Origin of the sequence: Streptomyces sp. NPDC053079 (genome assembly GCF_044546695.1) — a bacterium.
Classification (GTDB): Bacteria; Actinomycetota; Actinomycetes; order Streptomycetales; family Streptomycetaceae; genus Streptomyces.
Genome location: NZ_JBITZJ010000009.1, coordinates 84,857 through 97,437, shown reverse-complemented (window position 1 = coordinate 97,437; position 12,581 = coordinate 84,857). Strand labels below are relative to the sequence as shown.

At 69.9% G+C, this 12,581-nt stretch carries 12 protein-coding genes; 5 read left to right on the top strand and 7 right to left on the bottom strand.

All coding sequences use genetic code 11. The features are described 5' to 3' along the window. Window positions 1-48: 48 nt before the first annotated feature. The 5 genes from ACIGXW_RS30370 to ACIGXW_RS30350 all read left to right on the top strand — a co-directional run bounded on the left by ACIGXW_RS30370 (window position 49) and on the right by ACIGXW_RS30350 (window position 6,257). Window positions 49-1,695 (top strand): DHA2 family efflux MFS transporter permease subunit, encoded by a 1,647-nt coding sequence (locus ACIGXW_RS30370; protein WP_399576069.1) that lies wholly within the window; start codon window positions 49-51, stop codon window positions 1,693-1,695. 371 nt (window positions 1,696-2,066) lie between these two features. Continuing rightward, on the top strand, window positions 2,067-3,134 hold the full coding sequence (locus ACIGXW_RS30365) for a glucose-1-phosphate thymidylyltransferase (RefSeq protein ID WP_399576068.1): 1,068 nt from the start codon (window positions 2,067-2,069) through the stop codon (window positions 3,132-3,134). Further along, window positions 3,131-4,117 carry a dTDP-glucose 4,6-dehydratase gene (gene rfbB, locus ACIGXW_RS30360; protein ID WP_399576066.1) on the top strand — a complete coding sequence of 329 codons (987 nt, stop codon included), beginning with the start codon at window positions 3,131-3,133 and terminating at the stop codon, window positions 4,115-4,117. Before ACIGXW_RS30365 ends, rfbB begins: the two co-directional genes overlap by 4 nt. A gap of 462 nt (window positions 4,118-4,579) precedes the next feature. Continuing rightward, window positions 4,580-5,185 carry a response regulator transcription factor gene (locus ACIGXW_RS30355; RefSeq protein WP_360910042.1) on the top strand — a complete coding sequence of 202 codons (606 nt, stop codon included), beginning with the start codon at window positions 4,580-4,582 and terminating at the stop codon, window positions 5,183-5,185. 484 nt (window positions 5,186-5,669) lie between these two features. Continuing rightward, the gene (locus ACIGXW_RS30350) at window positions 5,670-6,257 is read left to right on the top strand and encodes a hypothetical protein (RefSeq protein ID WP_399576064.1); all 588 of its coding nucleotides are present in this window, start codon (window positions 5,670-5,672) and stop codon (window positions 6,255-6,257) included. An 82-nt stretch (window positions 6,258-6,339) separates the two neighbouring features. Here the strand turns inward: ACIGXW_RS30350 and ACIGXW_RS30345 are convergent, their stop codons facing one another. From ACIGXW_RS30345 to ACIGXW_RS30315, 7 genes are read right to left on the bottom strand one after another with little or no spacing between them, the layout of a single operon-like run. Beyond that, window positions 6,340-7,317, bottom strand: coding sequence for an acyltransferase domain-containing protein (locus ACIGXW_RS30345; RefSeq protein WP_399576062.1), 978 nt, complete (start codon window positions 7,315-7,317; stop codon window positions 6,340-6,342). Beyond that, entirely contained in the window at window positions 7,314-8,285 is a 972-nt protein-coding gene (gene fabD, locus ACIGXW_RS30340; RefSeq protein ID WP_399576060.1) for an ACP S-malonyltransferase, read from the bottom strand. The genes ACIGXW_RS30345 and fabD overlap by 4 nt, the downstream gene beginning before the upstream one ends. Window positions 8,286-8,320: 35 nt before the next feature. Then, window positions 8,321-8,509, bottom strand: coding sequence for a ferredoxin (locus ACIGXW_RS30335; RefSeq protein WP_071966933.1), 189 nt, complete (start codon window positions 8,507-8,509; stop codon window positions 8,321-8,323). Window positions 8,510-8,534: 25 nt separating this feature from the next. Further along, the gene (locus ACIGXW_RS30330; protein WP_399576058.1) at window positions 8,535-9,719 is read right to left on the bottom strand and encodes a cytochrome P450; all 1,185 of its coding nucleotides are present in this window, start codon (window positions 9,717-9,719) and stop codon (window positions 8,535-8,537) included. A 14-nt stretch (window positions 9,720-9,733) separates the two neighbouring features. After that, window positions 9,734-10,102: an acyl carrier protein gene (locus tag ACIGXW_RS30325; protein ID WP_399576056.1), complete on the bottom strand. Its 369-nt coding sequence runs from the start codon at window positions 10,100-10,102 to the stop codon at window positions 9,734-9,736. Continuing rightward, complete coding sequence (locus tag ACIGXW_RS30320) at window positions 10,089-11,297, bottom strand: ketosynthase chain-length factor (RefSeq protein ID WP_399576055.1); 1,209 nt, start codon at window positions 11,295-11,297, stop codon at window positions 10,089-10,091. Before ACIGXW_RS30320 ends, ACIGXW_RS30325 begins: the two co-directional genes overlap by 14 nt. Beyond that, window positions 11,294-12,565 (bottom strand): beta-ketoacyl-[acyl-carrier-protein] synthase family protein, encoded by a 1,272-nt coding sequence (locus ACIGXW_RS30315; protein WP_399576053.1) that lies wholly within the window; start codon window positions 12,563-12,565, stop codon window positions 11,294-11,296. The genes ACIGXW_RS30320 and ACIGXW_RS30315 overlap by 4 nt, the downstream gene beginning before the upstream one ends. Window positions 12,566-12,581: the final 16 nt, after the last annotated feature.

The following is a 12,581-nucleotide window of genomic DNA, read 5'->3' as shown; positions in this document are numbered from 1 at the left end:
GTGCTCTGCCACTCCATTTGACAACCTACCCTGCCCCAAAATATCTTCATGGCGAAGATACATCAGAGTGGAGGCATCTTGAACGGCACTGCAGAATCCCCTGCCAAGCGTCAGTGGTTAGGCCTTATCGCCGTATCGCTGGGTGTGGCACTGATTGTCGTGGACGTCACCATCGTCAACGTGATCCTCGCCCCGGTCATCGAGGACCTCGAGATCGACTCGGTCGAGGCCCAGTGGATCCAGGAGTCGTACGCGATCGCCTTCGCCGCGCTGCTCCTGCTCACCGGACGCCTCTCCGACCTGTACGGCGCCCGCAAGATCTTCCTCATCGGCCTCGCCGTGTTCGGCGCCACGAGCCTGATGGCCGCGGTCGCACCCAACGGCGGCCTGCTGATCCTGGCCCGGTTCGTCCAGGGCATCGGCGGGGCCATGATCCTGCCGACGTCGCTGGCCCTGGTGAACATGACGTTCAGCGGCAAGGCCCGTGGGCAGGCGTTCGCCATCTGGGGATCGACGATCGGCGCCGCCGCGGCGGTCGGCCCGCTGCTGGGCGGCTGGCTCGCGGACTTCTCCTGGCGCTGGGCCTTCGGCATCAACATCCCGCTCGTGATCGTGGTCGCCGCGGGCGTCCTGGTCTATCTGTCCGCCTCGCCCGCCGGCCGGGGACGCATCGACGTCCTCGGCAGCGTGCTGTCGGCCATCGGACTGGGCCTGCTGGCGTTCGCACTGATCGAAGGACGCACCTACGGCTGGCTGGAGACCATCGAGCCGATGGAGATCGGCGGATTCTCCTGGAGCGGCAACCCCTCCCCCGTACTCGTCGCACTCCTCGCGTCGGCCGTGGCCCTGTTCGCCTTCTGGCGCCGGCAGGCGGCGCTCGGCCGCAAGAACGACGAGCCGCTGATGGACGTGCGGCTGTTCTCCATCTCCTCGTTCCGCAACGGCAACGTCGTGACGCTCGCCGTCGGCCTCGGTGAGTTCGGCATCATCGCGGTGCTGCCGCTGTGGCTGCAGTTCGCCCTGGACTACTCCGCGTTCCAGGCCGGGCTCGCGCTCGTCGCCCTGGCCGCGGGCAGTTTCTGCGCCAGCGGTGCGAGCTTCTCGATGACCGCTTCGGTCCCCGCGCTGCAGCAGGTGCGGATCGGTCTGTTCCTGGAGGCCGCCGGCCTGGTGATCCTGGGGCTGATCGCGGCCACCGACAGCGCCTGGTGGCTGATCGCGCTGGCGCTGTTCGTCTACGGCATCGGCGTCGGGTTCGCCACCGCGCAGGTCACCAACATCGTGCTCGCCGACGTGCCCCCGCAGAGTGCCGGACAGGGCTCGGGCATCCAGAGCTCGGCGCGCCAGCTCGGCTCCGCGCTGGGCATCGCCGCCCTCGCCACCCTGTTCTTCAGCACGCTCACCTCCGACCTGACCGACCGTCTCACCGGCAACGGGCTCTCGGGCCAGGACGCCGAGCGGCTCAGCGGGGCGGTGACGGAGAGCGCCGGATCGGTGATCCCGGCACTGTCGGCCGACCCGAAGACCGCCGCGGCGGCGGACGCCGCGCGCGAGGCGATGACCACCGGCCTCGAGATCTCCAGCTACGTCTGCGCCGGGCTGCTGGTGCTGGCGCTCGCGGCCACGCTGTTCATCTCCCCGAAGACCGCCACCGCGACGTACGAGCACGCGGAGCCGGAGCCGAGCCCGCACTGATCCCGCACGGACCGTGCGCGGCGCGGCCATCCCGCGCCGGCGTTTGCCGGCGCCCGGGCGGCCCGGTCGGAGGAACCCCCCGTGACCTCCGACCGGGCCGCCTTTCGTATGCCTTCCGGCACTTCCACGCGATTCGGCCGGGAAGCCATGAGAAATACAGGCGGCAATGGTGTGGAAATCACTTGCGCGGCGCCATCCCATTCGAATCCCGAAGGAATTGACAATTAATGTCCGAGATCCCTGGACAAGCCAACTCCCAAGCGCCTAGCTTTAATTGCAGGAACGTGCACAGACGCTTGGGGGATACTGATGTCGTCGCACATACCCATGACCCTTGAAGAGCTTCCCGCCCGTCAATTGGGTGGCGCGTCATGAAGGCCCTCGTACTGTCGGGGGGCGCGGGCACGCGGATGCGGCCGCTCACCCACACCACCGCGAAGCAACTGGTGCCCGTGGCCAACAAGCCCGTCCTCTTCTACGGCCTGGAGGCCATCGCCCGGGCGGGCATCAGGGACGTCGGCATCATCGTCGGCGAGACCGCCGACGAGATCCGGGACGCCATCGGCGACGGCTCGAAGTTCAGCCTCGACGTCACCTACATTCCCCAGGCGGAGCCGCTCGGACTGGCCCACGCCGTCCTGATCGCACGGGAATTCCTGGGGGACGACGACTTCGTCATGTATCTGGGCGACAACTTCCTCGTCGGCGGAATCTCCCGGCTCGTCGACAATTTCCGCCTGGAGCGCCCGGACGCCCAGATCCTGCTCACCCGGGTGAGCGACCCCACCGTCTTCGGCGTGGCCGAACTGGACGCGTCGGGAAGCGTGGTGCGCCTGGAGGAGAAACCACTCCACCCCAAGAGCGACCTCGCGGTGGTCGGCGTGTATCTGTTCACGCCCGCCATCCACGAGGCGGTCCGCTCGATCACACCGTCCCTGCGGGGCGAGCTGGAGATCACCCACGCCATCCAGTGGCTCATCGACACACGGCGGACCGTGCGCTCCACGACGGTCTCCGGCTACTGGAAGGACACCGGCAACGTGATGGACATGCTGGAGGTCAACCGCACGGTGCTGGAGACGCTGGAGCCGCGGATCGAGGGGGAGGTGGACGAGGAGAGCCAGATCATCGGCCGGGTCCTGATCGAGGAGGGCGCACGGGTGCACAGGTCCCGCGTCGTCGGACCCGCCATCATCGGCCGCTCCACGGTGATCAGCGACTCCTACATCGGCGCCTACACCTCCGTCTCGGAGGACTGCCGCATCGAGAACAGCGAGATCGAGTTCTCGATCGTGCTCCGGGATTCGTCGATCAAGGGCGTGCGCAGGGTCGAGGCGTCCCTGATCGGACGCAACGTCACGGTCACCCCGGCGCCGGCCGTCCCCCACGCCCACCGCCTCGTCCTCGGCGACCACAGCAAGGTGCAGATCTCCTCATGACCGTCACCGACGTGCTGGTGACCGGCGGTGCGGGGTTCATCGGCTCTCACTACGTACGCACCCTCCTCGGCCCCCAGGGCCCGGGCGACGTCGCGGTGACCGTGCTGGACAAGCTCACCTACGCGGGAAACCCGGCCAACCTCGATCCGGTGCGCTCGCACCCGCGGTTCACCTTCGTCCAGGGCGACATCTGCGACGCACCGCTCGTCGACGCGCTGATGGGCCGGGCCGGCCACGTGGTGCACTTCGCCGCCGAGTCCCACGTCGACCGCTCGATCCGGGGCTCGACCGCGTTCGTACGGACCAACGTCATGGGCACCCAGGTCCTGCTCGACGCGGCCCTGCGCGCAGGTGCGCGCACCTTCGTGCACATCTCCACGGACGAGGTCTACGGCTCGATCACCGAGGGCTCCTGGCCGGAGGAGCACCCGCTGCGCCCCACCTCGCCCTACTCGGCGTCCAAGGCCTCCAGCGACCTGCTGGCACTCAGCTACCACCGCACCCACGGGCTGGACGTGCGCGTGACCCGGTGCTCCAACAATTACGGGCACCACCACTTCCCGGAGAAGGCCATACCGCTGTTCGTGACCAACCTGCTCGACGGGAAGAAGGTGCCGCTGTACGGCGACGGGCGCAACGTCCGGGACTGGCTGCACATCGACGACCACGTGCGGGGGATCGAACTGGTCCGCACCGGGGGGCGTCCCGGCGAGATCTACAACATCGGCGGCGGCACGGAGCTGACCAACAAGGAGCTCACCGGGTACCTGCTCGCGGAGTGCGGCGCGGACTGGGACATGGTGGAGTACGTCGCCGACCGCAAGGGGCACGACCTGCGCTACTCCGTCGACTGCACCAAGATCCGGACGGAGTTGGGGTACCGGCCGCGCAAGGACTTCGCGACCGGGCTGGCCGAGACCGTCGCCTGGTACCGGCACCACCGCCACTGGTGGGAGCCGCTGAAGGACCGCGCGGTCCTGTGAGGGGTGTTCAACCGGCCGACGTCCGGCCCCCGCACTGCAGTTGAACACCGCTCGGCGTCCCCGGACGCGACGCACGCTCGAGAAGGTCCAGGTCTTCGGCGCCTGGGCCTTCCGTGCTGCGTGCCACCGCTAGCGGAAGCCAAGCGTCCTCGGTTGCCCCTCTCGTACACTCTCCGCACAGCCCTCACCGCCCGTCCCCATCGCGCGCACGTCCTCCCTGCTCAAATGGCGCACGAGAGACGCAAAGCGCCCCGGACCGCTACGACTCCCCCGACGAACTTCACTTATTGAATCCCTCATTCAACATATCGAGCACGGAGATCGGGCACCGAGACCGCAGCGGCGCCCGGATACCTGACGCGGAAGCATTAGCTGTAAAAAACATCGACCAAGAGCTAGGCTCTTGCCCCACCAGCGCCCTGGGCGCACTGCACGGCACTCGCGTTCACCTCTGGAGGGCAAGTGATTAGGGTTCTGCTCGCCGAAGGCGTGTTCATGGTACGGGGGGCATTTATCGCACTACTGGCGCGGGAAGACGACATCGACGTCGTCGCGGACTTAGGCGACACCAACGAAGTCCTGCCCGCCGCCCGGCTTCACCGGCCGGATGTCGCGGTGATCGACATAGACATGCCCGGGCAGGACGACCTCTCCATAATCGATAAGCTCCATCACGAGCTTCCTAAGACGCGTGCACTGATCCTCACTCATCACTGGCGCCCCGCCACGGTGCGCCGGGCGCTGAACATGGAGGTCGGTGGATTCCTGCTCAAGGATTCGCCGCCGGAGAAGCTCGTCAGCGCCATCCGGGACCTGGCGGCAGGACACCGGGTGATCGACGCGGAGCTGGCGGTGTCCGCCTGGCAGGCGCCGGCGCCCCCGCTCACCGAACGCGAGCTGGAAGTCCTGCGGCTCGCGGCCGCGGGTGAGGACGTGCCCGACATCGCGGCACGGCTGCATCTGTCTCCCGGCACCGTCCGCAACTACCTGACCACCGTGGCCGCCAAACTCAACGCGCGCACCCGTGTGGACGCCGTCCGCATCGCCGTGGACGCCGGCTGGCTGTAACGTTCCTGCAACGTCCCCATGATAAAAAGCCCCTGCCGGAGCGGTGGCAATTCCCCCGCCCCGGTAGGGGCTTTGTCATGTTTACCCCGGGTTCCCGGATCCGCGGAAGTGACGCCACCATGAGAACAGGTGTGAATTTTCCATGATCGAACCGGATGATTCCACTATGTATTTATGATGGAGACACTCCCGCATGGAGATTCTCTGCCATACCTTGGAGATCGGAAAGGTAAGCAGCACGGTCCGGAACAGGGGGAAATGGACGGCCGCTATGGAATGCCTATCGCAGAATCTCGACCATGCACGACGGAGTTCGCTCGGGTGCTTCAGGGAAACCCCGGGAAAAATGCTGTGCGACAGCTGCAGAGAGCGGCTTTCCTCCTCTCTGCGCGAACTCCCCGCCCTTTATCTGGGCTGTGAGATCGCACTCGGGGGAACACGCACGCCACAGGAAAGGGTATCGACGTCCCACAGCCGACAGGACATGCCGTTCAACGCGGCGGCGGCCGAGGCGCGTTCGTCGATCACGTCCGTCCTGGCGTCGTGGGCGGCCCTCATCGCCGACGAGCGCGGCATCGGGGCGCCGCAGCGCCACGTCGTCCAACTGGCCCGGTTCGTCCACGAGAACGTCCGCTGGCTCTGCGCCCACTGGGCGGCCGGTGACGCCGTCGAGGAGTTCACCACCCTGACCCGGCTGGCCCGGCGGGCGTGCGAACCGCGGCAGGTGCGCATCGTCCCCGTCGGCGACTGTGTACGGTCCCGGTGCACCGGCAAGCTCCGCGCCGTGGTCAAGGTCGTCCCGGGCGCGCGTCCCAAGCCGTCGGAGATCCGGTGCAGCGCCGACGACGGGCACTGGTGGGCCTCCGACGAGTGGGCCGCGCTCAGCACGGGCATGCACGCGCACGAGGGTTCCGGCCGCGTCTGGTACAGCGTGGCGGACATCGAAGCGCTCAGGAACATCTCCAGCGGGAGCGTCTACCGCCTCGCCAGCCAGAACCAGTGGCGGCGCCGCAAGGTCTCCGGAAAGGTCTACTACCACCACGCGGACGTCACCGCCGCCCTCGGTAGCTGACCGACCGTCAGGGGCGCGGGGTGCGGGCTCATGCCCCACCCCGCGCCGTTCGCGCGGAACCGGTGCGCCGCCGTAGCGCCGGTCAGGGGTGCGCGCCCAGTCGCGCGAGCCCCTGCGTCCAGGCCGTACCGGCGTCCCGTCCCACAGGCGCCAGCAACGTCACCACCGTGCTGCGCCCTTCGCGCACCGACGGGTGCCTGCGCGCCAGGGTCGCGAGCCCGCCGGCCGGGCCGCCGTCGGCCACGAGGTACCGCCCGCCGTCGAGCAGGGTCTCGAGGGCGGGCCAGAACAACACCGGCGCCGCCATCTGCCCCGCCCAGAACTCGGGCCGCACCCCCTCCTCCGCCGTGACGACACGAGCGGTGCGGGTCGACACGATCGGGATCCCCGGCGGGCGCAGCGTCTCGGCCGCGATCGCCGCGCCGAACCCGCGGGCGGCCCGGGCCATCGCCGGCGAGTGCCACGGTTCGAGCGCACGCACCCGGCGGGCGACCATGCCCTCGTCCCGCAGGGCCCGTTCGGCCCTGGACAGCCCGGGTTCCGGCCCGGCGAGCACCGTCTGCAGGGGACCGTTGTGCGCGCCCACCACCACGTCCTGGCCCACCCCCCGGCTGCGCAGGCGGTCCAGGACCCGCTCCGGCGCACCCGCCACGGCGAGCATGCCGCCCGGCGGGGCGTCGTCCAGCGCGGCACAGCGCGCCGCGATGATCCGCGCCGCCGCGGGCAGGTCGAACACCCCGGCCAGGGTGGCGGCGGCCAGTTCGCCGACGCTGTGGCCGATCATCACGGCCGGCCGGACGCCCCGGTCGGCCAGCACGCGGCCGATCCCGTACCCGATCATGAACAGCAGCGGCTGTGCCCGGGTGCCCCGGTCGGCCGGTGCGCCGTCCACGCGGGCCAGCCAGTCGTCGCGGACGGCCTTGCCCTCGGGGCCCAGGGCGGTGAGGAACTCGTCGGCGGCGGCGGTGAAGGCCGGCTCCCGTTCGTAGAGCTCGACGGCCATGCCGGCGTGCTGGAAGCCCTGGCCCGCGAGCAGCAGGGCGACGGGCAGTTCGCTCATCCCGCCCACGCCCCGCGGCGGTCCCGCACGCCGAGCGCCTCGACCGCGCGGTCGAGGCGCTCGGCGTCACCGGTCCGGTGCACCTCGGCCTCCGGGCACAGCCGGCCGCACAGCACGCTCAGCGCCTTGCCGGGGCCGACCTCCACGAACCGGTCGGCGCCGGCCGCCGCCAGGGCCTCGACCGTGTCGGTCCACAGCACCCGGCTGGTGAACTGGCGGCGCAGACAGGTGGCGGCCTCCTGCGCGGTGCGTACGGGCGCGGCCGTGACGGCCGACAGGACGGGCAGTTCGGGGTCGCGCAGGACGGTCCCCTCGATCGCCTGCCCGAACTCCTCCTCGATGCCCGACAGCAGGCTGCAGTGGGCCGGGCCGCCGATGTCGAGCGTGAGCACCCGCTCGGCGCCAGCCTGTTCGGCGAGGGCGAGCAGGCGGGCCACTCCCCCGCGCTGGCCCGACACCACCACCTGCCGGTGGTGGTTGTGGTTGGCGATCTCGACGACCTCGCCGGTGTCGGCGGCGGCCCGGACGCAGAGGTCCTCCACGTCGGCCAGGACGAGGCCGACGACGGCTCCCAGGCATCCCGGGACGCTGCGGTTGACCGAGTCCATCAGCTCGCCGCGCAGCCGGACCAGGCGCAGGCCGTCGGTCCAGTCGAGGACTCCGGCCGCGACCATCGCGGCGAACTCGCCCAGGCTGTGCCCGGCCACGAAGCCCGGCACGACGCCGTGGCCCCGGAGGACCTCGTGGGCGACGACGCTGGTGAGGAACACCGCCGGCTGGGTCACGGGCATGGCGCGCAGTTCGTCGGCCGGCCCCTCGAAACACAGCTCGGTCAGGGGAAGGCCCAGTATCTCGTCGGCGACCCGGTAGTACGAGTCGAGGAGTTCCGGGCGTCGCTCGACCAGAGCGCGGCCCATGCCGACGCGTTGCGAGCCCTGACCGGGGAACACGAAGGCTGTCGTGTTCATCTTCGGCACCACCTTCGATTCTTCGACGGCGGCGCTCAGGAGATCCTGAGCGCCGCGATGGGACACACCCGCACCGCGCTCATCGCGGCGCCCTGCTGGTCCGTCGGCACGTCGCCGTCCACGAGGAGTTCGGCGTATCCTTCGTCGGCGCTGAGCAGACCCGGCGCCACGCCCTCGCACAAGCCGTGTCCTTCGCAGCGGCGTCGGTCGACGGTGATCTTCATCCCGGCAGCCCTTCGTCGAAAGAGATCAGGTCCTCAGCGACACCGGCAGGGACGCGATGCCGCGGATGGTGTTGTGCAGGCGCCAGGTGGGCTCGCCGATCTCGATGGACCGGACCCGCCGGGAGAGCGCCTTCAGGAGGCTGTGGCCCTCCAGTCGGGAGAGCGCCTGGCCGACGCAGCCGTGGATGCCGTGGCCGAATCCGATGTGCTGGGCGACGCCGGGCCGGGTGACGTCGAACGTCTCCGGGTCGGTCCACTGGCGCTCGTCGCGGTTGGCGGAGCCGTACAGCAGGAGCACCCGTGCGTCGGTCTCCAGGGTGACGCCGCCCAGCTCCCGCTCGCGCGTCACCAGGCGGGTGAAGCCGCGCAGCGGGGACTCGATGCGGAGGATCTCGTTGAACGCGGAGGGGATGACGGCCTCGTCCCCGCGGACCCGGTCCCACTGGTCCGGGTGCGAGCCGAACAGCCACAGCATGCTGGACAGCGCGCTGACGGAGGTGTCCATCGAGGGGGCCAGGAAGTCTCCCAGGAGGCCCGGGAGCAGGTGCTCCTCGATCTTTCCCTCCTTGGCGTCGCTCACCAGCTGGGCACCCCAGCTGTCGGGGCGCAGGTTTCCGGGTACCGACATCCGCTGGAGGAACTCGGACATCTCCTGGAGCAGCGGGAATCCCGACATGGTGCGCTCGTTGAGCGGTCCGAAGGCGTTGAAGCCGGCGGTCGCCCACTCCAGCAGCCGCTCCTTGCCCTCCTCCACCGGCCAGCCGAGCAGGTCGGGGACCACCGCCAGCGGGAACGCCTGGGCGAAGTCGGTGACCGCGTCGAACGTGCCCTTCTCGACGAGCTTGTCGACCAGTTTGTCCGCCCAGCCCTCGATGTAGTCGTGGAACTGCTCCAGCGCCTTGGGCTTCAGGTGCCGGGCCACGAGGCCGCGCACATAGCCGTGGTAGGGCGGGTCGCTGGTGAAGCTGCTGCCCTTCTGCGCCTTGTTCAGCGTCTCGGTCAGCCCCACACCGGATCCGGAGGAGAAGGTGGTGTGGTCGTGCAGCGCGTCGTAGACCTCGCGGTAGCGGGCGACGGCGAAGACCTGGTGGGCTTCCAGCCACACCACCGGTCCGAGGTCGCGCAGCCGCCGGTAGTCCTCGTAGGGCGAGAGGATCGAGGCGTCGGTGTAGGGATCGATGTCGGTACGGGGAATGGTGTTCGCCGCCATGCGGATCTCCTTGATCAGTTGTGGAGCGAGTGGTCCAGCAGATGGGCGTTGACGACCTGGACCAGGTCGTCGGGGGTCTCGATGTCGACGAAGGCGGTGTCCTCGAACTTGAGGCCGTACTCGCGGCCGATGCGGCTCGCGGTCTCCAGGAGCGCGAGCGAGTCGTATCCGAGCTCCTCGAACGACACGTCCGAGACGTCGCCTTCGAGCATGCTGACGCCGCCCGCGCCCTCCCGGAGGATGCGCTTGAGATCCTCGATGTCGAATGTCCGGTTCATGCTTCCGCCCCGTTCGCAGAGGTCGTCGTCGGCCGGGCGCACCCGGCCCTGGGAAATCGAGGGGATGCCGTCGGCGGTGCGTACGGTGTGCTCACCGCGCCGCACGCACCACGACGGCGGAGTTGAAGCCGCCCTGTCCCCGGCCGAGGACGACCGCGGTGCGCACCCGGGCGGGGCGGGCCTCCCCGGAGACCAGGTCGATGTCGTACTCCGGTGCGCGGCAGACGTTCACCGTCGGGGGTATCACCCCGTCGCGGATGGACAGCAGTGCGGCCGCCACGTCGAGCGCTCCGGCGCCCCCCGCCAGCCGACCGGTCATCGTCTTGGGGGCGGTGACGGGCACGCGGCCGGCCCCGAACACCGCGTTGATCGCCTCGACTTCGAGCCGGTCGAGCTCGGGCACGGCGGCCGCGTCCGCGAAGACGACGTCCACCTCGTCCGGGGAGACACCGGCGTCGTCGAGGGCGGTCGTGATCGCCCGGCGCAGGCCGGGCTCGCGGGCGCTGCCCGGCTTGGGGTCCATCGTGGCGCCGTACCCGGCGATCTCGCCGTAGATCTCCGCGCCCCGCTGCCGTGCGGATGCCAGGTCCTCCATCACGAGCAGCGCGCCGCCCTCGCCCGGCACGTGCCCGTCGGCCTTGGAGTCGAAGGGAAGGTAGGCGGCGTCCGGATCCTGTGAGGTGCTCATGCGGTTGCCGGCCATCTGTGCGACCCAGCCCCAGGGGCACAGGGAGCCGTCCACTCCGCCCGAGACGATCAGCTTGGTTCCCTTGCGGAGCTGGCGGCGGGCCTGGGCGATGGCGTCCAGGCCGCCCGCCTGGTCGCTGACGACCACGCCGCTGGGGCCCCGCATCCCGTGCCGGATGGAGATCTGTCCCGTGTTGACGGCGTAGAACCAGGCGTAGGACTGGTACGCGCTGACGTATTCGGGTCCCTTGCTCCACAGCCTCTCCAGCTCGCGCTGGCCGAACTCGAAGCCGCCCGCGGAGCTGGCGGTGATCACCCCCGTGCTGAACTCGGGCAGCTCGGAGGGCTGGACGCCGGCGTCGTCCAGCGCCCAGGCGGCGGCGGTCAGCGCGAGGCGGGTCATGTGGTCGGTCTGCGGGATCAGCCGGCTCGGCAGGTGGGCCGCGGGGTCGAAGGGCACCTCGCCGGCCACCTTCGCGGGGTACCGCGAGGCGTCGAAGCGGCTGAGGGCGGTGATGCCGCCGGTCCCTTCGACCGTGGACTTCCAGTACGCGTCGGTGCCCTTGCCGTTCGGCGCGATGGCGCCGATCCCGGTCACTGCCACGGCCGTCACGCGGTGCTCCTCTCGGGGTCGGCCAGGACCATCGCGCTCTGGAAGCCGCCGAAGCCGCTGCCCACGGTGAGCACGCGGTCGGTCTTCCAGTCGCGGGCCGTCAACGGCACGTAGTCCAGGTCGAGTTCGGGGTCCTGGTGGTGCAGGTTCGCGGTGGGCGGCACCACGTTCTCCTTGATCGTCAGCGCGGAGGCGGCGATCTCGATCGAGCCGATCGCGCCGAGCGAGTGGCCCACCATCGACTTGATGGAGCTCACCGGCACGCGGTAGGCGTGCTCGCCGAGGCTGCGCTTGAACGCCGCGGTCTCGTGCCGGTCGTTCTGCTTGGTGCCGGAGCCGTGGGCGTTGACGTAGTCGAGGTCGGCCGGGTGCAGCCGGGCCTCGTCGAGCGCCACGGTGATGGCCTCGGCCATTTCGGCGCCGTCCGCGCGCAGCCCGGTCATGTGGTAGGCGTTGCTGCGTGTGGCGTAGCCGAGGATCTCGGCGTAGACGGTCGCGCCGCGCCGCCGGGCCGTCTCGTACTCCTCCAGGACGAAGCCCGCGGCGCCCTCGCCGAGGACGAAGCCGTTGCGGGTGCTGTCGTAGGGGCGGGAGGCGTGTTCGGGGTCGTCGTTGTGGACGCTCGTCGCTTTGATCGCGTCGAAGCAGGCGACCGTGATGGGCGAGATCGGGGCCTCCGTCGCGCCCGTGATCATCACGTCGGCGGCGCCTTCGCGGATCAGCTCGACGGCGTGTCCCACGGCGTCGATGCCGGAGGTGCAGCCGGTGGAGACCACCGTGCACGGTCCCTCGGCGCCCACCGACCACGCCACCTCCACGGCGAGCGAGCTGGGCACGAGGTAGTCGTAAAGGTGCGGGGTGGCGTAGGAGTGATCGACGAGGTTCAGCGCCCCGTCGTCGCTCACCACCCGGTACTCGTCCTCGAGGCTGGTGGTGGCCCCGACGGCGTTGCCGATCGTCACGCCGATACGGTGCGGGTCGAGGTCGGCGAGCTCGAGCCCGCTGTCGAGCACCGCTTCCCGGGTGGAGACCACGGCGAACTGCGCGGCGCGGTCCATCCGGCGGATCTCCTGGGCGCTCAGGCCGTGTTCCTGCGGCCGGAAGTCGACCTCGGCCGCGAGCCGTGAGCGGTACGGCGTCGGGTCGAAGTGCGACAGCGTCCGCGTCGCCGTGCGCCCCTCACTGATCAGAGACCAGAAGTTCTTGGTGCCGACACCTCCCGGTGCCAGCACCCCTATTCCAGTGATGACAACTCGCCGCCTCATCATCTATCCCTTCAGAACA